Origin of the sequence: Sphingomonas sp. LaA6.9, from assembly GCF_022601895.1 — a bacterium.
Classification (GTDB): Bacteria; Pseudomonadota; Alphaproteobacteria; order Sphingomonadales; family Sphingomonadaceae; genus Sphingobium_A.
On the sequence record NZ_JAKVIO010000007.1, the window covers coordinates 26865 to 49606 of the forward strand.

The following is a 22742-nucleotide window of genomic DNA, read 5'->3' on the forward strand; positions in this document are numbered from 1 at the left end:
CTGGTCTGGATATCCCCATTGTGGCTTGTCAGAAATGACAAGTAAGTACATTTTTGTGCCATGTCGGGCCCAACGGTCATCCTCGCCTATGATGGCATCCAGATCCTCGATGTGACGGGGCCGTGCTCGGTGCTGGGCGCAGCCAATGATCTGCTCGGCCACGTCGCCTATGATATCGTCGTGACCGCGCGCGAGCGTGGAACCGTCCGCAGCAATTGCGGTGTGGAGATTGGCTGCCGCGCGCTCGCCGAGGTTCCGGCGACGGGCATCGACGCCTTCTTCGTTCCGGGCGGAAGCCGTGAGGGGCTCGCCGCCATGGTCGCCGATGACGCGGCGCGGCGCTGGGCAGAGTCGGCGCGCTGCGACGCGCGGCTCTACGGATCGATCTGTACGGGCAGCGTCGTGCTCGCGGCGTGGGGGATGATCGGCGAGCGGCGCTTCACAAGCCACTGGCAGGCGACCGGCCACCTCCGGCGAACCTACCCCGGGCTCAACCTCGATGCCGAGGCGATCTTCGTTGAGGATGGCCCGTTATGGACTTCGGCAGGGGTCACGACGGGTATCGATATGATGCTTGCGCTGGTCGAACGTGATCATGGCGCCGAAGTCGCGCAGAAGATTGCCCAAAGGCTCGTCCTCAGCGTCCGCCGGCCGGGCACGCAATCGCAGTTCAGCCCGCTCATCGCCGCGCAGGCGGGCAGGGAAGGGCGCTACCGCGATCTCGTCGGCTGGATCGCGCTCAATCTCGACAAGCCGCTCGGCGTCGAGGCGCTCGCCGATCGCGCGGGCGAGACGCTACGGAGTTTCCATCGCAACTTCGCGGACGCGACCGGGCAGCCGCCCGCGTCGTTCGTCACCGGCCTCCGCCTCGATCGCGCACGGACGCTGATCGCCGAGGGGCGCGCGCTCAAATCGGTGGCCGCGGAAACCGGCTTTCCCGATGTCGCGCGATTGTCGGCGGCATTTCGCCGACGTTTTGGTATGACCGCCAACGCATACAGGGCGGTTCACGCGGCCGCCTGACCGGGATCTTCATTCGGCGGGGGGCACCGTGACGGCAAAGAAGACACAGATCGTGATCGTCGGCGGAGGCGCCGGTGGGCTCGAACTCGCAAGGCGGCTCGGCGCGCGTTACGGCCGCAAGCGTCACGACATCATCCTCGTCGACCGCAATCACACGCATGTCTGGAAGCCGCTGCTGCATGAGGTGGCGGCAGGATCGCTCGACGCCAATCTCGACGAGGTCGGCTATCGCAGCCACTGCCATCGCTGGGGATATCGCTTCTTTCCCGGTACTCTGGAAGCTATCGACCCTGACGAGCGCGAGGTGATCATCGCGCCGCTGCTCGATGAGGATGGCAGCGAGCTCATCGCACGCCACCGGATCCGCTTTGACTATCTCGTGCTCGCAATGGGCTCGGTCAGCAATGATTTCGGTACGCCGGGGGTGCGCGAACATTGCATCTTCCTCGACAGCCGTATCCAGGCCGATCGCTTCAGGAACAGGCTGCTCAATCACTGCCTTCGCGTCTCGCACGAGATGGTCGCCGATCCTGCGAGCGATGCGCATGTCCGTATCGCGATCGTCGGTGGAGGGGCCACGGGGGTCGAGCTCGCCGCGGAACTCTACAATGCAGCGGGGGCGCTGCGCCACTACGGCCTTGAGGTTTTCGATGAGGATCGGCTGGAGGTGACGCTGATTGAAGCGGGACCGCGCATCCTTCCCGCGCTGCCCGAAAAGCTCGCCGAAGCAGCACAGGCCGAACTGGAGGCGCTGGGCGTCCGCGTGCTGGCGGGAACGCCCGTGACCGAGGCGACCGCCGACGCGATCGTAACGCAATCAGGCGAGAGAATCGTGGCGGACCTGAAGCTCTGGGCGGCCGGTGTGCGCGGCGCCCCCGTTGCGGGCGGCAGCGGCGGACTCGAACTCAACCGCATCGGCCAGTTCGTCGTTCGTCCCACGTTGCAGACCACGCGCGACGACCGCATCTTCGCGATCGGGGATTGCTGCTCATGCCTGTTGCCAGGCGCCGAGCGCCCGGTGCCGCCGCGTGCGCAGTCGGCACATCAGATGGCTGCGACCGCCTGGCACAATCTGGTTGCGCTGATGGAGGGACGAGAGCCCGTGGCGTTCCGCTATCACGATCACGGTTCGCTCGTGTCGCTCAGCCGCTTTTCCACGGTGGGAAGCCTGATGGGAAACCTGATCGGCGGGCGCATGGCGATCGAGGGGCGCTTGGCGCGCTTCGTCTATACCTCGCTCTACCGGATGCACCTGATCGCGATCCACGGCTGGCTCAAGGGCGCCGCGCTGATCGCGGTCGGACAGGTCAACGCAATCATCCGCCCGCGGTTGAAGCTGCATTAGGCAGTGAACCCGTAAATTGGGAATGTCCGTTATGTCGTGGCGGGTTCAACTGGTCATCGCAACACCTCTCGTAGTTTATCGACGGGTGTTTCGAAGCCCAAGGTCTTTCGGGGTCGCTGATTGAGGCGCAGGGCAACTGCTGGAAAATGGGTTCAGTTCTGGCGACACCGTTGCGATGAGCGATCGTCCTTCACCGGTAATCGAGGCGAGGAAGCGGCGGCCGTCCTTTTCGCAAGTGCGCCGCGTCATCAGCTTAAGAGCCTCCAGATCCTTCAATATGCGCGACAGGCGGGGGCCGGGCAGCATCGAACGGTTCGCCAGCTCGGAAAGATCGATCTCGTCGACCGCGCTCGGAATTGTCAGGACGCGCCATTGCGGATCGGTCAGGTCGTGCGCCTGCGGCGTCGCGCAACCACTTCCGTCAGCCGATCGATGTCGGCCAGGTCGCACAGGCCGGTCCCCGGCGTCATGGCGGTCGCCGCGCCTGCGGCGATGCCGAGGCGAAATGCCGCGCCAACGTCCAGCCCTTGTGCCAGGCCAAAGGTCATTGCGCCGAGAAAGCTGTCCCCTGCGCCGACCGCGCTGCGCGTTTTCACCTTGATCGCCGGAAGCCTCTCCGTCGTGTCGGCCGATGCGAGCAGAGCACCGTGATGGCCAAGTGTCACGGCAACATATTTCGCTTGCCCTGATCGAATGATGCCGGACGCGACCTCCGCGATGCTTTCGTCGGATGGCAGCGTGCGGCCGGCAAGCTGTTCGAGTTCGCCACGACTTGGCTTGACCAGGAAGATATTGCCTCCGGCCAATGTGCGCCGCAGTGCTGCGCCCGACGTGTCGAGCACGAGCAGCGTGCCGCGTGCGTGCATGATCCGCGCGAGGCGCGCATAGCAATCATCGGCTATGCCGCGCGGCAGAGATCCGCTGAGCACCAGATAGTCGCAGCGCAAACTGGCAAGCGCCTGGAAACAGGCCTGCCATTCGGGCTCGCTGACCAGCGGGCCCTCGGGAACGAAGCGATATTCGAGGCCGGTCGAGCGTTCGAAGACCGAATGGCTGATCCGTGTATGGCCTGCGATGTCGAAACAGGTGCGGGAAATGCCGTCGCGATCGAGCAAGCTGCTCAGAACCGCACCCGTAGCGCCGCCGCCCAGGTAGAAGGCGTGCACCCTGCCACCCAGTCGCTTCACGATGCGTGCGACGTTGATGCCGCCGCCACCGGGGTCGTAGCGCTCATTGGTCGTGCGGACCTTGCGGGTCGGGCGCACGAGATCGGCGTCGCACGAGCCGTCGATTGCCGGATTCAGGGTGAGCGTCACGATCGATTTCATGGCGCAGTTCCTGCGGGCAGACTTGATCGGCGGGGCAACCGGACCGTCACGCTAGGATGTGAGGTGTCGGCTGCGAGGAACCGACACGGGCAGCGACGTCCCGCTAAGTGCGGGCTTCTGCCTGCCGCCGTGTCGCGCCTCCTCTATCAGCAGGAACTCGAGCAGATTTTCCCAGGTGACGAACCCGGCTATCTTCCCCTCAGCGTCCGCGACCTCGACGGCGGCCGCGCCCTGCTCAAGCAGCCGCACCGCTTCTTCGGCGCTCGCGCCAGCTGGTATCGAGGGAAAATCGGCCTGCATCACATCCCCCACAACAATGTGTTCACTGCCTTGCTGCAGCGCCTTGATGATCCGGTCGCGCGTCAGCAGGCCGCGCAGATGGCCGGTTCGGTCGACCACGGGAAACTCATGCTGGGCGGTGCGGATCAGACCGTCCGCAGCTGCCGACAGCGGCGCGTCGATCGCCAGGCTTTCGAAGCTCGTGATCATCAGGTCGGCCGCGGTCCTTCCGGCAGTTGCGCGGCGCAACTGTGCCAACCCTGCCTCGGCGCCCGCCGCCATGTAAATGAAGACCGCGATCAGGACGAGGATGAAATGGCCCATCATGACGCCGAAGATTCCGAACAGGAATGCAATGATCTGGCCCATGGTCGCTGCGACGCGTGTGGCACGGGCGTGCCCCATCCGCACGGCAAGCAAGGCGCGCAGGGCGCGGCCCCCATCCATCGGGAAGGCCGGGATGAGGTTGAATATGGCGAGCGACAGATTGGCGAGCGCCAGCATCTCGATCAGACCCGGCCTCGGATCGGCCGCCAGCACAAGGCCGGGCGCGGGCAACCCGCCAAGATATAGAACGAGCACGGCTGCGATGACGAGGTTCACCATCGGTCCCGCCAGCGCGATGAGCAACTCCTGTTGCGGCTTTTCCGGCATCCGATCCATTCGCGCCACACCGCCGATGGGAAGCAATGTGACGTCTGGCGTGCGGACACCGAAATGCAGCGCAGTCAGGATATGGCCGAACTCGTGCAGGACAACGCACAGGAAGAGCAGCGCGAAGAAGGCGAGACCCCAGACGGCCGCAGGCATGCCCGCCTGGGCGTACGACATCGCGGCGATCCAGAGCAGGAACAGAAGCAAGGTGACATGAATCCGAATGACCGTGCCCTTCACGGTTCCGATCGAAAACGACCAGCTCATGGCGAACTCCAGACCTCTGCGATTGCGGCTGGCCACCATGTCTAGAGGCAGCCGGACGTGGTCCCTATCCGTAAGGTTCCTGATCGGGAGAGGCCCGGCTCTCTAGAGGCGCCCCATCACTGCGTCGTCGCAGGATTCCCCGAACTGCGTGAGCGCATCCTCCAGATAATCCGCCAGTAGCGCATCCCGAGCAGATAGGCGGCCGTGCGATCATTGTGATTGCGCCCGGCCTCGGCGCGCAATTCTCCCCAATCTGCCAACTCGCCGTCGCCGCGGCCCAGCCAGGCCATTGCGACGAGGTCGATCTGCTCATCCTCGTCGAGCGCGTCGATGAAGGCGGTCACCTCCTCGAGCGAGGGATCGTCGCCATGATCCTCGAGCACGTCGATCATCCCGTCGTCGCTGGGGTTCGAACCGGAGTCGGGATCGCTGATCCCGTCCTTGACGTCGATTTCGCGCGCCTTGATGACGATGAAGCAGACCTGTTCGGGCGAGACGGACAAGGCGGGAGCGTCGTTCATGCGCGTGGTCCTTGCTCTCGCCTCAATGGACAGGAATTGTTTGCGAATGGCGGCCATGCGGACGGCAGATGTGGCTCAGCGTCTCGCTGACATCTTCCTTGTCATCGGCCTCGCGCGCGGCATCGCCGATCGTGAACATGCCGACAAGCTCGCCCGAGCCGGAGCAGACGGGTATGCGGCGAATCTGCTCGTCGGACATGATTTCAAGAACGTCATCGACGTCATCGTCCTCACGGCAATGGCGGACATCCTGGCTCATCACGCGGAGCACGGGCGCGCCGTGGTTGAGCGAGGTCGCGACGCCGCGGATCGCGATGTCGCGGTCGGTCACCATGCCGACAAGCTCGCCGTCCTCGACAACGGGCAGGGCCCCGATATCGTGATCCGCCATCATCCTCGCGGCGTTGACCATGCTCTCGGTAGGCAGGATCGAATGGACAGTGCGCGACATTGCCTGGCTGATCTTCATCTTGGCCTCCCGGTGCACGCGCCACGCGCCCGTCCGGAACGGGGCAGACATCGGCGCTTTAGAGCCTGATCGTTGAGGTGGAAGCCCTGCGCGCTTCCGCCGAAAGCGTGAATCAGGCTCTATTCAAATGGGTGAGACCTTGATTCACGCTTCAGGCTGATTCAGCCTGAAACGATCAAGGTCTCGGATGAATCTCCTGATACGCGGCCACCAACCCGGATGTGATAGGGAATGTTCCTTAGCCAGCGGCGAATGCTGCCGCTCGCGGCCGACGGCCTGGCGGATGGCTCGAACCTTGCCCTGGTCGCGATGGTCACAGGCGGAGGTTCAGGCCCGACAGCATGAACATGAGCAGGAATCCAGCCGCCGTGGCTAGTCCCGCGGATTGCCGGAACTGGGTCTTTTCCGACTTGGGGAGCAGATCGGTCACGGTCAGGTAGAACATGCCTCCGGCCCCCAGCGCCAGCAGGAATCCCAGCATGGCTGGCGGCATGGCGCGCAGGAACAACCAGCCCAGCAGTGCCGAGACGAACACTGAAAGCCCGATCAGGCCGGTCCAGCCAAGAATGCGCCGGCGTATATGCTGCGATTTTTCGGCACGGATGAGTTCGCCGATGCTGAGCGCCTCGCTGACATTGTCGATGGCGATCGCGATGCCCATCATCGCGCCGAGCCCGGGGTCGGCGGCAATGCCGACGCCGATGCTTACCCCCTCGACCAGTTCCTCGATGCTTGTGCCGCCCGCGAGCAGCACGATATCGGATCCCCGCCTTTCCCGATGCTTGCGCAGACGCATCATTCGGGGCCGCTCGTCGGCCTCGTCGCCGACGATCAGGCCACGGTTGAGGTAGAGATCGAAGCCGTAGATCAACAAAAACCCAAGGATGAAACCGCTGGCCGACAGCATCAGGCCCGCAGAATTTCGGGCCTGTGGCAACATTTCGAACGAGAAGGTCCCGAGCAATATGCCCGCAGCCCCGCCCACGGCAATCGAGAGAATGAGGGTTGCCGTGCGCATCCAGAGCGCAATCAGCCCGCCCATCAGCGAACTGAGCGCGGCTATGCCTGCGATGATCACGACCACAAGGAAATCGTCGGGCATTGCCTGGTCCTCGACCGTGTCTCCCGAAGGTACTGGAGCCTGACCCGGAGGCCGCGTGTGCGACCATAGGTAAGTTCCCGGATTCCGCCTGGCCCGCCTGAGATCGATACATTGCCGTGGACGCAGCACCATGCGTTCGCTCATGGAGGATGAATATCATGACATTCTCACGGTGCGACATGCTGGCATCGGCCATCATGCTCGCGGGCACCGCAGGTGGCGCCGAACCGGTGCCCCGCGCGATCGAAAACGACATTCGCGAAGCGATGAGGATCGAGGCCTATGGCGAACGGTTGAATCTGGCACTCGCCGAGCGCGCGCGGCTGGCGGGCAATCCTGCGGATGCGGCGCTCCATCAACAGGCGGCAGCCACTGATCGCGCGCAATTTTCCAGGCACCTGGCGATGCTGGACATGGCGACCCCCGACGACGGACTCCGCGAGGCGCTGGGCGCGGCGCTGGAACAGGGACGTCAGTATTCCTCGGCCAAGTTCCGGGCGCGGGCGTTGCAGAACGAGGCAATGGCGGACCACTTCCAAGAGCTTGACGGCATCGCGGCGCAGCAGCGTGACCGTTTTGGCGAAGCGTTGAAGGCGCGGCCCGGCGGGGGGCGGTGATGCGGCGGGCGCGAAACCGGCTGGTACAGGTCAGGCGCAGTCCGTCTGCGATGGGCGTAGCCTTCGTCCTTGCCGGCGCTGTGGTCCTGGCGGGCCTGATCTGGCTGATCGCGACAATCGCCGCGGATCTGTGGGTGACGGTGAACGCCTATCTCCAGCCCTGAGCCCGGGCCCCTGAGCGCCGGGCCGGACAATTATCCCGGCAGTTCATAGCGTTGTGCGCGCCGCAAAAGCGCAATCACCTCTTCATCGGTTGTCTGGTCGAAATCGCGATAGTGCAGGCCGACCGCGTGAAACGGATATGGCGTCGTCAGGCAGATTATTTCGTCGCACTCTGCCTCCAGCTCCGCGAAAGTATCTGCGGGCGCCACAGGAACCGCCAGGACGAGCCGCGCGGGGTGGCTGCGTCTGAGGCCCTTGAGCGCGGCGCGTACCGTTGCGCCGGTTGCGATGCCATCGTCGACAAGGATGACCGTGCGCCCCTCGATATCGGCGGGTGGCGTACCGGTCTGATAGCGCTGGCGCCGGCGCTCGATCTCGGCAAGCTGACTGCGCATCGCATCCTGAATATAGGTCGGGCTCAGCGCGAACTCGCGCACGAGATCCTCGTTCAGCACGATTTGGGGATGTGCGCCGTCAACCACCGCGCCGATGCCAAGTTCTTCATGGCCGGGCGCTCCGATCTTGCGTACCATCACAAGGTCGAGCTCGGCGTCGAACGCCTGCGCAACCTCGAAGGCCACCGGGACGCCGCCGCGCGGCAGCGCGAGCACCACGGGGTTCGTGTCGCTCAGGTGGCGGAGTGCGGCGGCCAAGCGCAGCCCGGCCTCCCTGCGATTGAGGAACTCGGGTTTATGCGCCTGCATTTTCGGCTCCTGCACGCGTGGTTGAAAGATGGGTGGTGAACCAGCGCGCCGCCTCGACGATGACGCGATCGAGCGTACCGGGTTCCTCGAAAAGATGGCCGGCGCCGGTGACGATCACGAGCTCCTTGGGCGCGAGAATGCGCGCCAATGCCGCGCGATTGAGCGCAATGACGGGCGTGTCGAGGCTGCCCACGATCAGCAGCGTCGGGGCATGGAGCCGCTCGAGCGCGTCTCCCGCAAGGTCGGGGCGCCCTTCGCGCGATACGATCGCACCGATCCGACCATCGACCTCGGCCGCCGCCATCATGGCGGCACCGGCACCGGTGCTTGCGCCGAAATAGCCTATGCGAAGCCCGGCGAAGCTATGTACCGAGCTGGCCCAGTCGGTCGCCTCGACAAGGCGTTCAGCCAGTAATGGAATGTTGAAGACGTTGCGCCGGTCGGCCTCCTCATTGAGGTCGAGCAGGTCGATGAGCAATGTGCCCAGGCCTGCGCGGCGAAGCCCGGCGGCGACATAGTTGTTGCGCGGGCTGTGCCGCCCGCTGCCGCTGCCATGCGCGAAGATCACGAGACCCAGCGGATGTTCGGGCACGTCAAGAAAGCCTGAAAGCTGATGCTTGCCGATCGCGACATGTTCGTTGTCGTAGAGCAGGCGTGACATGATCAAAGTCCAAAGGGATAGGTTTCGGGTGCGCCATGTGGCCGCTCATGGCCCAGAGGCGATACGGCGCTGGTTTGTTCGAACCAGACCCAGGCATCGAACTGCTCGGCCAGAACGGTTTCGAAATAGTGGCTCAAAAGCTCGGTTTCGGGCCGGTAGACAACACCGATCGCGCGCTCGAGCAGCGGCGTCCTGAGCATTGCCGCAAGCTCGCGGCGCCCCGGACCGCGCCAATCGGTGAGCGTTCGCGCAAGTCCGGTGCGGCGAAAGGCGTGCTCGTAGCTGTCGATGCGCGCGGGCTGGACCGTCATGATGCGCATATCGGCGCCCCAGTCGCTGGCGGCGGCGACGGTGCCGGTATCGGTGCCGAAACCGATCAGCACAGCCTCGTCGCCGAACGCCATGCGGCATAGCTCGCCGATATTGAACTCGCCCTGCCAGCCCATTGCGGTCGCAGCGGCATTGCCGACGTGCGAATTATGCGCCCAGACAACGGCCTTTGCATGCTCGCCACGGTGCGCGAGCAACGCCTGGAGCGTGCCGAACATGTGCCGGTCGCGCAGGTTCCAGCTCTCCGTGGATCCCTGATACATCACACGGTAGTAGCGCTCGGCAGCACGAACGATCCGCGCGTTCTGCACGGCATCGAACCAGGCCTCCCCATCGGCATGGAAGAGGTCGATGCGGTGGCGGAGCATGTCGCGGAGCTGCTCGACGACGCGCTCCTCGCAACTGTCGCGCCCGCCATGGACGACCGCGCGGCCATAATGGGCGGGCTCGTCCTGCCAGGGCGTCAGGCAGCCATAGCGGCGGCGCGCGACGGCGGCGCGTTCGGGATCCGCCTTGTCGAGAAAGGCGAGCACCGCATCGATCGACTCGCCGAGGCTGTACACGTCGAGGCCGTGGAACGATGCCCGGTCGCCCGCAGGCAACGGCTCATTGTGGCGGCGCAGCCAGTCGGCAAAGGCGAGAACCTCGGCATTGCGCCACATCCAGGTCGGGAAGCGAACGAAGGCCTCGCCGCGGCGCGGACGCGGCGCGTGATGCCGCGCATAGCCGTCTATGCGTGCGGCATCGGGCCAGTCGGCCTCGACCGCGACGATGTTGAAGCCGTGATGTTCGATCAGCCGCCGCGTGATCGCGGCGCGGGCGCGATAGAATTCCGACGTACCATGCGTCGCTTCGCCGAGCAGCACGACGCGTGCATCGCCGTATCGGTCGAAGAACTGGCCGAACGCCTGCTGATCATCGGCGGAAGGCAGTGGCTCGGCATGATGGTGCAGGCTTTCCACCAGCGCATCGGGGGCGGGACGCCCCGTTCTCCTCGGAATCCACGCTTCGCTCATCGTCGGTCTCCGGCAACGGCCAGAAGATCGCGCATTGGCGGGGCACAATCACTAAGGAAGGATACGGATGCGCAAGACGCGCGGGCACGGGCTGTGTCATGGAACGGCCCGAAGCCGGCTCATGGTGACGTCTCCCGCTTTAGTGGGTGCGCTGCTTCACCTTCACCGCTTCCGGCGCAATCGTGTAATCGACGTTCACGACGGTGAAGCCTTTGCCGGCCAAAACCTTGAGATAGTTGGTTAGGTCGCCTCTACGCTCTGAGACAAACCCACCGCCATGCACCCACACGATCAATGGTGAGCCAGGGTTGGGCTAGGCTGGCCGCAGCACATCCAGCACCGCGTCGCTGTCGGCCTGGTCATAATGCAAGGTGTGCAAGCTGACGGTGGCCGGGACATGCTTTTCAAGCTTCCCGGAGGCTTCCGCCACGCCCTTATCGAAGATCGCACGAATGATGTAGACGCTTGGCCAAGGCGAGAGGAGGAAGGCGACAGCGATGGCTGCGGCGGCTGCCAGGAGCCCTAAAAGCCACTTGCGCATCCAATCCTCCCGCTGGTCCGGGCATCGACTGTAACTCAAATCTGGACCAATGTCCGCTCGCGCCTTCTCCCGTCAGTGCCGGCCGATATCCCCCTCTCGATCGAGGGGGATATCGGCGCTCGCCTCGGGCTACGATGCCACGACGGCGAGCGCGAAGGATCAACCTCGCCGGTCAGCGAACTCAGCGCAGCTTCATGCGGACGCCGACGCGGAATGCCCGTCCGAGCAGATCGCTATAGGTGCTGTTCGCGGCGAGGCCGGTTTCGGGCAGCAGGATCGGATCGGCGTCGAACAGGTTGGTGACGTTGACGAAGAACTCCGCGTCGCCACGGCCCATTGCGTCGAACTTGAACGTCGCGTTGAGATCGACATAGGTCGCGCCCCCGATGCTGTTATCCTCGTAGGTCGGGAACTGGTTGGTCGAGATCGGGCAGGTGGTCCCGCACTCGATGCCCGTGGCGTCGTACCTGCCGTCGCTCACCCCGCGCGCCGTCGCGGTCAGCGAGTAATCCTCGGTGTCGTAGGTTGCGGAGAAGCGGTAGATCCACTTCGGCGTGATCGATTGCGTGCCGGTGCCGACACCAAGCGTCCCGACGGAGTTGAGCGGCACGAATCCCGGCACGCCGGTGGTGACGATGTTGTCGATGTAGCGCGTCGCCAGACCGCGCAGGGAGAGATTGCCCGCGCCGATGGGCATCCGGTACGCCGCTTCCAGATCGAGACCGCGCATGACGATGCTGGAGAAATTGACCGGCTGGCGGCTGATCAGGACGCGCGAAGGATTGGCCGGGTCAGGCGTGATTGCTGCGCAGAAGTCCGCCAGCCCCTCGAAACAGCGGTTGACGATGTCGTCCGCGCTGAGGCTGTCGATCGCGTCCTTCACCTTGACGTCGAAATAATCGACCGACGCGGTGAAGCCCGGAAGGAAGCGCGGCGAGAACACCGCGCCGACGTTCCACGAATCCGCCTTCTCCGGATCCAGATTCAGGTTGCCCGTGATCGTACCCAGATAGGAGAGGCTGGCTCCATAAGTGCCGGTCCCCGGCCCCACTCCGGGGAAGAACGGGTTGGTGACGGTGGAGGTGTTGGCGGTGCCCGCCTGATACAGCTCATTGAGGTTGGGCGCGCGGATATCGCGCGAGCGTGTTGCACGCAAACGGATGTCCTCGATCGGCTGCCAGGTTGCACCCAGCTTCCACGTCGTGACGAAGCCCGAGGTCGAATAGTCGGTGCCACGTACCGCCCCGTTGAACTCGAATCCGTAGCCCAGCGGCACGACCGTTTCGAGATAGGCTTCCTTGACGTCGTAGCTGCCCTTGCTGGGGCGGTAGTTGCCGACCGACCAAACGCTGGTCGATGCGCCGGTAGCCGGGTTGAAGATGGGCTGGAACTCGGTGGGCACGAAGCCGGAAATCTTCTCCTTGCGATACTCGGCGCCGATCGCGACACTGACGTCGCCCGCCCAGGTTGCGAACGGCGTGAGCGACAGGTTGGCGCCGACGACGGTCTGTTCGAGCGTCTGATCGCGGAACGGATCGCCCAGAATATAGTCGACCGCAGCGGGATCGGCGACGCCGATGCCCAACAGGTTGAGCGGACGGCAGGCGAGATCGTCATCCGCCGCGCTGGCGTTGACGTTGATCAGGCACTGGATCGACCCGACCGGCAAGTTGTTTGGGTTGCCGGCGGGCGCGAACACGGCGGCGAGCGCGTTGTTTCTGCGCACGGTCTGCTGAATATTGGTCAGCTGCTCGTGCAATTCGGCACGGCCGTACTGGCCGTAAACGTCCCAGCGCGCCGGCTTGTCGAAAGCGTCGAAACCGCCCTCCGCGCCGATCAGATAGCGTTGCACCTTGCGCTCGTTATTCGAGCCGCGGCCGGGCAGGTCGACGGCGGTCGTCGCCAGCGTGGCGCTGGTCAGGCCCGTTAGCCGCGCAGGCCCGAGCGTGTTGTAGAGGAAAGCGTTGCAAGTAAGCGGAGCCGCCGCCGCCGTTGCCGCGGCGCCGCAACCGGTCGCATTCAGCGAGAGGCCGGTCATCAGGTTCGGGCCGGCGTTGAACAAGGTCTCCTGCTGATTGTACGAAGCCTCGGCAAAAAGCGTGACCCCGTCGCTGACATCGAAGCTCAGCCTGCCGAAGAGGCCATAGCGGTCTTCTTCCGCGTTGAGGCCGATGCGGCGGCCCGAATCATTGACCCGCCAGTCGCCGCCTTGCGTCAGCGAGGGGGTCGAGGAGCAGGCAGGCGACGGAAATGTCAGGCTGCCATACTGGTACTGGTTGATAGAACCGGCTTGACCGAAATAGGTGCCGCAGAGCCGGTTGGCGACGCCACCGGCCGAACCGGTAATAAGCCCGCCGGGGGTCGAGTTGGCTGCGCCGACCTGGGTGCGGAAGAGGTAACGCGGCACGGTGCTGTTGGCTGTCCAGGCAGGGTTCTGGATGCGCACGAACCCGGTGTGGTTCCAGTCGCGATCGACCTGGAAGATGCCGTCAGTATGGGCGAGCTCGCCGGCCAGGATCAGGCGGCCGCGCCCATCGGCGAACTTGAAACCGGCGGCAATCTCAGCCGAGTAATTGAAGCCGTCACCCCTTTCGGTGATGCCGGTGTCGGCGGACAGCTTCAGGCCCTCGAACTTCTTGTTGAGGATGAAGTTGGTCACGCCGGCAACCGCGTCGGAACCATACTGGGCCGATGCGCCACCGGTCACCACCTCGACGCGCTCGACCAGCGATTGCGGGATCGTGTTGATGTCGACGACGCCGTTGGCGGTCGAGCCCACCGAGCGCCGCCCGTCGATCAGCACGAGCGTGCGTACGGTGCCCAGGCTGCGCAGGTTGAGCGCGTTGATCCCCGCGATGCCGTTGCTGAGTTCAAGGCGCGAGTTCGACGGACGGATGGACGCCGCGAGCGCGGGAAGCTGATTGACGAAGTCCGCGATGTTGTTGGTCGGCGAGGAATTCTCGATGTCTTCCTCGGTCATAACCTGCAGCGGGGTCGGCGCCTGGAAGCCATCGCGCACGACGCGCGTTCCCGTGACCACGATCTCGCTGCCGTCGGCAGCCTTCGCGGGTGTCTCCGCCGGCGCGGCGTCCTGCGCCACACCCATGCCCGACCAGCACAACGCGGCCAGCGCCGTCCCCGTAGCCAGAAACCGCAGCCTCGTCGTCACATCACGCATGATTGCCCCCTTGTTGTGATTCCGCCCTCCCAAGGCGGTTGCCGCATTAAGAGTCACATCAAGCGCTGAGTGCCATAGTATCTGGTTGCAAGGGCATAACCGCAAGGAAACTGTCATCTTTCTGCAACAGTTTTGCCGCCTATGCGCCGCGCCCGTATGGCGGCCATTGACTGGCGGCATGCTTGGCCCGAGCAAGGGTCGCGGGGGCCGAGCCTGGCCGGAGGAGGCCGCCAGCCGGCATATGCGATGGAAACAGCAATGAGTGATGCTGGCACAGCCACGGCGGGCACATTCGTGCCATCGGCGCTGCCGTCAATCCGCGCACGTCAGGCGCTCTACATCCTGCTCGGCTTCTCGGCAGGGCTGCCCTTCTACATGTTCTCGACGGTGCTGATGCTCAGGCTCCAGGCGCATGGGGTCGGCCTCGTCATCATCGGTTTCTTCGCCTGGGTGCAGTTGCTGCCGACCTTCAAGTTCCTGTGGGCGCCGATGCTCGACCAGTTCGACGTGCCGGGCTTTGCGCGTTTCTGGGGCAAGCGCCGCGGGTGGATCATGCTCTCGCAGCTCGGCATCTTCACAGCGATGATCGCGATGGCGCTGACGTCATCGGATGCGGATCTTGCGATAACCGCACTGTTCGCGGTGCTCCTCGCTTTCTGGACAACGACGCTTGAGGTCGCCGCCGATGCCTGGCGCATCGAGATCGCACCCACGCAACACGAGCAGGGACCGGTCGCAGCAGCGAACCTGTGGGGGTATCGCACCGCGATGGTCGCAGCGGGGAGCGGCGCGCTACTGATCGCCGATCAGGCCGACTGGACGATCTCCTATCTCGCGATCGCCGCCGCCGCCTTTCTCCCGTTTCCCATACTCGCCGCGATGCGCCCCGATCCCGCGCATGGCGGCAACCGATGGGCTGCGCTTGGTGCGGGATTGATCGCAAGCGGCCTGATCCTGTTCGCGGCGATGCTGCTGACCGCGGCCGCGGGCTGGCTGCTCCTCGGTGCGGCCGCACAACTGGGCGTCAGCGACAAGACCAATGTCACGCCCTATGTGCTCGTGATCTGCATGGTGCCGTTCCTGATCATGGCGGCGGCTATACCCCGGATCCGCACGCTGGCGTCAGGGCATCCGCTGCGGCGATCTGCGGCGGTTGGCCCGTATGTCGATTTCTTCTGGCGTTATGCCTATGGCGCGCTGCTGGTGCTGGCCTTTGTTTCGGTATACCGGATGGGCGACGTGCTGGCGCTCAACCTGTCCAAGCCGATGATCAAGCAACTGGGCTATTCGCTGAGCGAGATCGGTCGCGCCGACAGCTATGTGGCGCTGATTGCGAGCATCGTCGGCGTGGGGCTGGGCGGCTTGATGGCGGCGCGCTGGCGCTGGGGCGTAACGCTCTCGATCGGAGCGGTCTTTGCCGCACTCGGCAATTTCGGCTTTGTCTGGCTGGCGCATCAGACGCCGTCCGAAGCCACGCTCTACATCGCCACCGCGGCTGACCAGTTCGGCAACGGCATGGCGGGGGCGATCTTCGTCGTCTATCTCTCGATGCTGGTGAACCCGCGCTATCCAGGCGCGCAATATGCCTTCCTCTCGGGCTTCGCCTTTCTGCTGCCGCGACTGCTGTCGGGCGCCGGCGGCGCGATGGTCATGCAGATCGGCTATGACGGATTCTTCATCCTGTCGGGGGTGGTGAGCCTAGCCGCCATTCTCTTCCTGCCGCTGATCGCGCGCATCCGGCCGAGGGGGGAAGGCATATGATCGACGACGCATTCGTCCCGGCCGCGGACGCTGTGGCTGAGGGCCGCATTCCCGGAGCTACGCTCGGTATCGTCGCGGCGGACGGACGGCGCTGGGTGAAGACCGCGGGTAAGGCCGCGCTGGTGCCCGAGCCCGAGCAACTGACGGTCGATCACTGGTTCGATCTCGCCTCGGTCAGCAAGGTGGTCGCCACCACCATGATGATCCTCGAGCTCGCCGATGCGGGGAGGATCGACCTTGACGCGCCGTTGACCACCGCCATCCCCGATCTGCGGCAATATGACGTCGCGAGCGCCGCGGAGCGTAAGATCACCTTTCGCGACTGCCTGGCGCACCGGACATTCCTTCCCGCGGTCGAGCCGATCTATACCTATGGGGAAGACCCCGCGCGTCTGCGCGCATTCGTGCTCCAGCGCGAATGGCGGCAGGGGCCGGCCGTCTATTCGGACATCAACTATATCCTGCTCGGGATCGCGATCGAACGCATCACCGGCGCGCCGCTTTCGGATTGGCCGCTCGGCGAAGGGCTGAGCTACGGACCGCCCCCCGGGCCCGTAGTCGCCACCGAGCATTGCCAGTGGCGTGGCCGCGTCCTGAAAGGCGAGGTGCATGACGAGAACGCCTCGGCACTGGGCGGCGCGCCCGGCCATGCCGGACTGTTCGGCACGGTGGACGGCGTGCTTGGCTTTGCTCAAGGGCTCCTCGATGGCAGCGGCGCGTCGCCGGCGACGCTTGCCGCGATCCGCACACGCATGAATGGCGATCGCACCGCCGGGTGGGAACGACGCTTTGCCGGCTGGCCGGGCGGCGATGCCTGCTCGGACGAGACGATCGGGCATACCGGTTTCACGGGCACGGGCCTGTGGATCGATTTCGAGCGCGGGCTCGCCTGGACCCTGCTCACCAATCGCGTCCACCCGACGCGCCACCGCGACAGCGGCATATTCACGCTGCGGCCGGCAACGGGCGATGCGGTGATCGCGGCGTGGCGCGGCTGACGTTACTCAGTTTTCCGCGGCGATCATCTCGAGCACCGCATCCATCGTCGTGGTCGCCTTGATATTTTCAGGCACGTCATTGGCGTAGATCGAAAAGATCAGCTCGCGCCCGCTTTTTGTGGTCATATAGCCAGAAAGCGCGTTGGTTGCGTTGAGCGTGCCCGTCTTGGCGAACAACCGGCCCTCGAGCGTGGTGCCGCGGAAGCGTTTGGACAGTGTTCCGTCCACGCCCGCCACGGGAAGCGTCTGGCGCCAGGCCGCGCCCCAGGGCTGTTGGGCGATCCAGCGCAGCAGCTTCGTCATGCCGCGCGGAGCCACGCGGTTATAGGTCGACATGCCCGAACCGTCGGAAAAGTCGTAGGCGCTCCGCGCCACGCCCGCATTCTCCATGATCGCTCGGACCGCCGCAACGCCGTCGCCGATCGATCCCGTGCCCTTATGTGTGGCGACGCGTCTGAGCAACAGTTCGGCGTGGAGATTCTGGCTGACCTTGTTGATCTCGACGATGTCGTCGGCGAGCGGGGGCGGAGAGAGCGTGGCCAACACAGGCAATGCGGGCGGGCGTGCGGGCGGCGTCTGCTTGCGGATCGCGGGATCGTCGGCCGGCGCCAGCGGCCGGTGGCGCACCGCGATACCGCCGGTCACGCGCACGCCGCGCGCCGCGAGCAGCTCCTTCAGGCGCCAGGCAGTGTAGTGAGCCGGATCATCGATGCTGAGCCGCAGGTCCTCGGGTTTGGCACCCGCGACGATCGTGCCCGTCAGCCGAACCGCATCGCCATTCGGCTCGCGCGCGAAGTCGACCTTGGTCTCGCCCGCAGCGACGGTCAGGACGCGATTGTCGATCGTGTAGTAGGACGGCCCTTCTGCGCGGGCGGTGGCGCCGGGCGCCGTGGGTGAGACCGTAAGCACCAGCTCATTGTCGTCCATGGTCAGCGCCGAGGTCGCTGTGCCGTATCGCGAGGAAATGTTGTTCCAGCTCATTCCCGGGCTCCAGCGCTCGTCGGGAAAAAGCGTGTCGTCGCCCACGATATCGCCGACCAGGCGCGTGCGCGCCGAAACCGCATCGGCAAGCGTGGCAAGACAATTCGTCACGCAGTTCGCAGCCCCTGAAAGCCGCGCGTCGCCTCTGCCGATCAGAACGACATCGGGCGCTCCGCGGCCATTCTGGTCGAGCCGCACCGCCGTGCCCCCTCCCGCGTCGGGCTGTTCAAGCCCGCCGAGCGTTGCATAGGCCGCGGCGGTGGTGACAATCTTCGTATTGGACGCCGGGATGAAGCGATCATCGGGGGAGATCGCGATCAGTTCCTTGCCATCGCTGGTGGTCACGACCAGACCGAAGCGCGTCCCGGGTCCCGCCTCGGCCAGTCTGGCCTCTATGCGCGCCTGAAGCGGTGTCTGGGCCGTGGCGGGCATGGCGGCCGTGGCGAGCGAAAGCGTGAGCGTGGTGCGTAGCAGGATCATCCTGCGAGCCTAGTTCCGACTTCGCCCAACGCAATCACCCGGGGATCATTCAGAGTGTTGGCGTGCCCATAACCGCCTGGCATGACGGGGGAGTTCGCGCTTGTGACGCTGCGCCATGCACTACAGACAGAAGGCATGAACATGCTGAGGGGGCTCTGGCTGATCTTTTGCGCGGCTGGGCTGGCACTGTCCGGTCCGTCGGCTGCCGGCGACCGCGTAACGCTTGCCGACGCGCTGGCGCTGCCCGTCGCGAGCGGACTTGCCGGTGCACGCGACGTGCCCCGCTTCGCCTGGGTCGAAAATATTGCCGGCGTGCGCAATATCTGGACCGCCGATCGGGGCGCCCCCGCCCGCCGACTGACCGCGTACAGCGCGGATGACGGGCAGCAGCTCTATGATCTGATGTTCAGTGACAACGGCAGGCACCTCGCCTTTGTCGCCGGCGGGGACGGCGAGTTTCCCGACGATGACCGGCCCAACGCGGGCCAGGGTGCGGAAACGCCGGCCCAGCAGGTCTTCGTCGTTGCGACCGATGGCGGCGCGCCTAAACGCGTTGGCGAGGGGCATTCGCCCGCCTTTGATCCGAAGGGTGAACGGCTTGCCTATACCCGCAAAGGCGAAATCTGGCTGTGGCACGCTGGCGCTGCACCGCGCAGGCTGGCCGAGGTGTCAGGCGACGTCACCGCGCTGCAATGGTCGCCCGATGGCGCGCGGTTGCTGTTCGTCGACAATCGCGACGATCACAGCTTCGTGGCACTGCTCGACATTGCATCGGCACGGCTGACCTATCTCGATCCCGGGCTCGGCTATTCGGTCGAACCAGCCTTCTCTCCCGACGGACGACAGGTTGCCTTCATCCGCTATGTCGATCCGCCTCAGGGCGCGGACGACGCAGCCGGGCCTTATTGGTCGATCCGGATCGCCGATGCCGCGAGCGGCGCGGCGCATGTGCTCTGGACCGCTCCGCAAGGCATTGGGGGGCGCTACTACGGCACGCGCAGCCGCAATCTGTTCTGGAGCAGCGCGGGTGAGATCATATTCCCATGGGAACGCAGCGGCTGGGTCCATGCCTATGCGCTCGACGCGAAGAACGGCGGCACGCCGCGCGCGCTCACACGGGGCGCCTTCGAGGTCGAGAGCTTCCTGCTCGACGCCCCCGGCCGCAATCTGATCTATGCAAGCAATGCGGGCGACATCGACAGGCGCCATGTCTGGCGCCAGCGTCTCGACGGCGGCGCGCCCGAGGCGATGACGCAGGGCGAGGGGATTGAGAGCAATCCGACGATCGCCGGCGATGCGCTCGCCGTGATTGCGAGCGACGCGCGCCGGCTGGCTCATCCCGCGCTCATTGCGCGCCAGCTACAGCCGCTCGGCAAGATCGTGGAGGCGCAGGGGTTCGTCACCCCCGAAGCCGTGACCTTCACCGCGGAAGACGGCGTGCAGGTCCACGGCCAGCTTTTCCTCGGCCGCGCGAACGGCAAGCGACCCGCGATCGTCTTCGTCCATGGCGGGCCGCGGCGGCAGATGCTGCTCGGCTTCCACCCGTCGGGCTATTATTCGAACACCTATGCGATGAACCAGTATCTCGCGGCGCAGGGCTACACCGTGCTTGCGGTCAATTATCGCAGCGGCACCGGCTATGGGCAGGCGTTTCGCGAGGCGCGCGACACGGGCCGGGGCGGTGCATCCGAATATCGCGACGTGCTCGCTGCCGGCAGGTGGCTCGCCGCGCGGGAGGATGTCGATGCCGCGCGGATCGGCATCTGGGGCGGGAGCTGGGGTGGCTATCTGACGGCGCTGGCACTTGCGCGCGACAGTGCGCTTTTCGCCGCCGGGGTCGACCTGCACGGCGTGCACACGCTGCTGCGGACGGTGCCCGCCAGCCTTTCTCCCAAGGCGCAGGAGGCGGCGCGCCAGCTTCAATGGGACAGTTCACCCATGGCAGCGCTCGACCGCTGGAAATCGCCGGTGCTGCTCATTCATGGCGACGACGACAGGAACGTGCCCTTCTGGCAGTCGCTGCTGCTGGCGCGCGAACTCTCGGCGCGGCGCATCCCCTTTCAGGAGCGGACCTTTCCCAACGAACGGCACAGCTTTTTCCGGCACCAAAGCTGGCTGCTGAGCATGGAGGCGACCGAGGCATTTTTCGAGGCGACATTGAGGGGGGAAGCGAAGTGAAACGCTGGCTGCGCAACCTCCTCGCGCTGGTGGGCGCATTTGCCTGTGCCGCCACGGCGCATGCCGAGCCCGAGACACTCATCCGCGGCGCGCGCGTTTTCGATGGCACGGGCGCGCCCGCACGGATCCGCGACGTACTCGTGCGCGGCGACAGGATCGTCGCGGTCGGGCGGCATATCCGCGTCCGCGATGCCGAGGTCGTCGATGCAAACGGGCTGACGCTGCTTCCGGGGCTGCACGATCTCCACGTCCATACGCCGCGCGTCGCATTCGAGGGTGCCGAGGCGCTTGCGGACACGCACCGGCCCTATCTCGCGAGCGGGGTGACGTCGATCAACGAATATTCGGTTTCGGGACCGATGCTCGCGCCCATCCGCGCGATCGTCGCCTCGGGGCAGGCGGACGCGCCGCATATGGTCCTCGCTATCAGGCTTGGCGTGCCGCACGGCCATGGCACCGAATCCGAGTTCACCAATTCGATCACAACGCAGGTCACCACGCCTGCCGAGGCGCGGGCCGCGATGAAAGAGCTGCTGTCCTCGCGCCCCGATGTCATCAAGGTCTTCGCGGATGGCTGGCGCTACGCGCGCGACGCCGACCGACCCGACATGGACCTGCCGACATTAAAGGCAATCGTCGATGCTGCGCACGCCCGGAATATCCGCGTCGTGACGCATACGGTGACGCTCGCGGGCGCCAAGCGTGCGGCGCGCGCGGGCGTGGACGCGCTGGTCCACGGCGTCGGCGACGCGAGGGTCGACCGCGAGCTGATCGGGTTGATGAAAAAGCACCGGACCGCCTATGTGCCGACGCTCGTCGTCTATGAGCCGAAACAGGACCGCACGCTGCTTGCCGCGGAATGGAGCCGGCTGCGACCGCGCGACCTCGAACGCGAGACGGAGCGCAAGGCGGAACCGAACGCGCCCATTCCCGAATATGAATCGCGGCGCTGGCAGATCATGCAGGATAATGTCCGGCTGCTGCGCGCGGGCGGAATCCGCATCGGCGTCGGCACCGACACCGGCATTGGTGGCGTCTATCCCGGCCTTGCCGCGCAGCGCGAGATCCGGTTGTTGACTACGCTTGGCTTTACCCCGCGCGAGGCGCTGGTGGCCGCGACAAGCACGAGCGCGCGGATCATGGGCGCTCGCGATCATGGCCGCATCGGCCGCGGTCAGCGCGCTGATCTGGTGTTGGTGGCTGGCAGGCCCGACGAGCAGATCGAGGATTTGTATCAGGTGCGCCGGACATGGGTTTCGGGACGCGCCGTGAGTTTTGACTAACGCCGTTGGGGCAGCGACCCATCACACATAATGCGGCTCGCCGCGTTCGCGCAGTTCCTCATAATGGACCAGTGCGGGCTCCGGTCCCAAGGGTACGGGTTCGCCATCGCGAAATGCCCATTCGCCGCGATCGCAATCCTCGGCGCGGACATAGCCGTTGATGTAGAGACGCCGGCGATGACCGGAGCGGTTGGTGCCCGATCCATGGACCAGATAGGGATTCCAGAGTGCCAGATCGCCCGGCTCAAGTGTGACGTCGATCGCGTCCGCGGGCGAAAGCGATGCCGCCTTCAGCGCGGCGTCGCTCATCGCGGTGCCGAGAACCTCGGTCGAGCAATCGAGGCCGAGGTCGCCCCTCAGATGGCTTGCCGGAATGAAGCGCATGCAGCCCGATTCGGGCGTGTGCGGATCGATCGCGAGCCCGGTCTGGACATAGGATGTCGCAAGGTTGCGATAGGCCCATTGAGGCTGACGAAAGCGCGAATCCTGATGCCAGGCGAAATCGCCGAGCGACCCCGGCGCCTTCCAGTGAACCTGGTTGATGATCTGCTTGAGGTTCGATCCGAGCAGGGGCTGCAGCAATCGCGCAAAACGGGGGTCTAGGCGGACTGCGTTCAGCGCGGCGATGTGATAGGACGGCCATTGCGCCATCCGCACCAGCGGTTCGCCATCTTCGCGCGGGGTGACGTTGTAAAACAGGTTTCCGTGCCGGAAGCTGCGCCCGTGGCGTACCCCTTCTTCGTGCAGCTGGTCGATCGCCGCGCCGATCGCCGCGATTTCATCCACATCGAAGAAGCCCCTGATCACCGCATAGCCGTCGCGCTGGTACCGGGTGACGAGATCCTCTGGATACGCGTTCGCCAT

The 22742-nt window shown here is 65.3% G+C and carries 22 protein-coding genes; 8 read left to right on the forward strand and 14 right to left on the reverse strand.

Annotated elements, in window-relative coordinates:
• Window positions 1–60 precede the first annotated feature (60 nt).
• Window positions 61–1023, forward strand: a complete 963-nt coding sequence (locus MKI88_RS05395; protein WP_241629938.1) for a GlxA family transcriptional regulator — start codon at window positions 61–63, stop codon at window positions 1021–1023.
• Window positions 1024–1051: 28 nt separating this feature from the next.
• Window positions 1052–2368 (forward strand): NAD(P)/FAD-dependent oxidoreductase, encoded by a 1317-nt coding sequence (locus MKI88_RS05400; RefSeq protein WP_241629939.1) that lies wholly within the window; start codon window positions 1052–1054, stop codon window positions 2366–2368.
• 75 nt (window positions 2369–2443) lie between these two features.
• Here MKI88_RS05400 and MKI88_RS05405 read toward each other — a convergent pair whose 3' ends face one another.
• The 6 genes from MKI88_RS05405 to MKI88_RS05430 form a co-directional block, all read right to left on the reverse strand.
• Window positions 2444–2818 (reverse strand): MarR family winged helix-turn-helix transcriptional regulator, encoded by a 375-nt coding sequence (locus MKI88_RS05405; protein WP_241629940.1) that lies wholly within the window; start codon window positions 2816–2818, stop codon window positions 2444–2446.
• Entirely contained in the window at window positions 2752–3696 is a 945-nt protein-coding gene (locus MKI88_RS05410; protein WP_241629941.1) for a 1-phosphofructokinase family hexose kinase, read from the reverse strand. Before MKI88_RS05410 ends, MKI88_RS05405 begins: the two co-directional genes overlap by 67 nt.
• A gap of 51 nt (window positions 3697–3747) precedes the next feature.
• Window positions 3748–4896: a site-2 protease family protein gene (locus tag MKI88_RS05415; RefSeq protein WP_241629942.1), complete on the reverse strand. Its 1149-nt coding sequence runs from the start codon at window positions 4894–4896 to the stop codon at window positions 3748–3750.
• A 116-nt stretch (window positions 4897–5012) separates the two neighbouring features.
• Window positions 5013–5417: a DUF3775 domain-containing protein gene (locus MKI88_RS05420; RefSeq protein ID WP_241629943.1), complete on the reverse strand. Its 405-nt coding sequence runs from the start codon at window positions 5415–5417 to the stop codon at window positions 5013–5015.
• Window positions 5418–5439: 22 nt separating this feature from the next.
• The gene (locus tag MKI88_RS05425) at window positions 5440–5886 is read right to left on the reverse strand and encodes a CBS domain-containing protein (protein WP_241629944.1); all 447 of its coding nucleotides are present in this window, start codon (window positions 5884–5886) and stop codon (window positions 5440–5442) included.
• Window positions 5887–6199: 313 nt separating this feature from the next.
• Entirely contained in the window at window positions 6200–6988 is a 789-nt protein-coding gene (locus MKI88_RS05430) for a ZIP family metal transporter (protein ID WP_241629945.1), read from the reverse strand.
• A 158-nt stretch (window positions 6989–7146) separates the two neighbouring features.
• Here MKI88_RS05430 and MKI88_RS05435 point away from each other — a divergent pair, with 158 nt between their 5' ends.
• Window positions 7147–7605: a hypothetical protein gene (locus MKI88_RS05435; protein ID WP_241629946.1), complete on the forward strand. Its 459-nt coding sequence runs from the start codon at window positions 7147–7149 to the stop codon at window positions 7603–7605.
• The gene (locus MKI88_RS05440; protein WP_241629947.1) at window positions 7605–7769 is read left to right on the forward strand and encodes a hypothetical protein; all 165 of its coding nucleotides are present in this window, start codon (window positions 7605–7607) and stop codon (window positions 7767–7769) included. Before MKI88_RS05435 ends, MKI88_RS05440 begins: the two co-directional genes overlap by 1 nt.
• A 30-nt stretch (window positions 7770–7799) precedes the next feature.
• Here MKI88_RS05440 and MKI88_RS05445 read toward each other — a convergent pair whose 3' ends face one another.
• The 6 genes from MKI88_RS05445 to MKI88_RS05470 form a co-directional block, all read right to left on the reverse strand.
• Window positions 7800–8471, reverse strand: coding sequence for a phosphoribosyltransferase (locus MKI88_RS05445; protein ID WP_241629948.1), 672 nt, complete (start codon window positions 8469–8471; stop codon window positions 7800–7802).
• Window positions 8458–9132, reverse strand: coding sequence for a dienelactone hydrolase family protein (locus tag MKI88_RS05450; protein ID WP_241629949.1), 675 nt, complete (start codon window positions 9130–9132; stop codon window positions 8458–8460). The genes MKI88_RS05445 and MKI88_RS05450 overlap by 14 nt, the downstream gene beginning before the upstream one ends.
• A 2-nt stretch (window positions 9133–9134) precedes the next feature.
• Window positions 9135–10478, reverse strand: a complete 1344-nt coding sequence (locus MKI88_RS05455) for an erythromycin esterase family protein (protein ID WP_241629950.1) — start codon at window positions 10476–10478, stop codon at window positions 9135–9137.
• A 139-nt stretch (window positions 10479–10617) separates the two neighbouring features.
• Window positions 10618–10767: an alpha/beta hydrolase fold domain-containing protein gene (locus tag MKI88_RS05460; RefSeq protein ID WP_241630045.1), complete on the reverse strand. Its 150-nt coding sequence runs from the start codon at window positions 10765–10767 to the stop codon at window positions 10618–10620.
• Between the two features lie 24 nt (window positions 10768–10791).
• Window positions 10792–11019 (reverse strand): hypothetical protein, encoded by a 228-nt coding sequence (locus MKI88_RS05465; protein ID WP_241629951.1) that lies wholly within the window; start codon window positions 11017–11019, stop codon window positions 10792–10794.
• Window positions 11020–11200: 181 nt separating this feature from the next.
• A complete protein-coding gene (locus tag MKI88_RS05470; RefSeq protein WP_241629952.1) occupies window positions 11201–14197 on the reverse strand; it encodes a TonB-dependent siderophore receptor in 2997 nt (998 codons plus the stop codon).
• 258 nt (window positions 14198–14455) lie between these two features.
• Here MKI88_RS05470 and MKI88_RS05475 point away from each other — a divergent pair, with 258 nt between their 5' ends.
• Together MKI88_RS05475 and MKI88_RS05480 are read left to right on the forward strand one after the other, a co-directional pair.
• Complete coding sequence (locus MKI88_RS05475) at window positions 14456–15958, forward strand: AmpG family muropeptide MFS transporter (protein WP_241629953.1); 1503 nt, start codon at window positions 14456–14458, stop codon at window positions 15956–15958.
• Window positions 15955–16956 carry a serine hydrolase gene (locus tag MKI88_RS05480; protein WP_241629954.1) on the forward strand — a complete coding sequence of 334 codons (1002 nt, stop codon included), beginning with the start codon at window positions 15955–15957 and terminating at the stop codon, window positions 16954–16956. Before MKI88_RS05475 ends, MKI88_RS05480 begins: the two co-directional genes overlap by 4 nt.
• 6 nt (window positions 16957–16962) lie before the next feature.
• Here the strand turns inward: MKI88_RS05480 and dacB are convergent, their stop codons facing one another.
• Window positions 16963–18417 (reverse strand): D-alanyl-D-alanine carboxypeptidase/D-alanyl-D-alanine-endopeptidase, encoded by a 1455-nt coding sequence (gene dacB / locus MKI88_RS05485; protein ID WP_241629955.1) that lies wholly within the window; start codon window positions 18415–18417, stop codon window positions 16963–16965.
• Window positions 18418–18552: 135 nt separating this feature from the next.
• Here dacB and MKI88_RS05490 point away from each other — a divergent pair, with 135 nt between their 5' ends.
• Together MKI88_RS05490 and MKI88_RS05495 are read left to right on the forward strand one after the other, a co-directional pair.
• Entirely contained in the window at window positions 18553–20595 is a 2043-nt protein-coding gene (locus tag MKI88_RS05490; RefSeq protein WP_241629956.1) for an alpha/beta fold hydrolase, read from the forward strand.
• Entirely contained in the window at window positions 20592–21878 is a 1287-nt protein-coding gene (locus tag MKI88_RS05495; protein ID WP_241629957.1) for an amidohydrolase family protein, read from the forward strand. Before MKI88_RS05490 ends, MKI88_RS05495 begins: the two co-directional genes overlap by 4 nt.
• A 21-nt stretch (window positions 21879–21899) precedes the next feature.
• Here MKI88_RS05495 and MKI88_RS05500 read toward each other — a convergent pair whose 3' ends face one another.
• Complete coding sequence (locus MKI88_RS05500) at window positions 21900–22742, reverse strand: phytanoyl-CoA dioxygenase family protein (RefSeq protein WP_241629958.1); 843 nt, start codon at window positions 22740–22742, stop codon at window positions 21900–21902.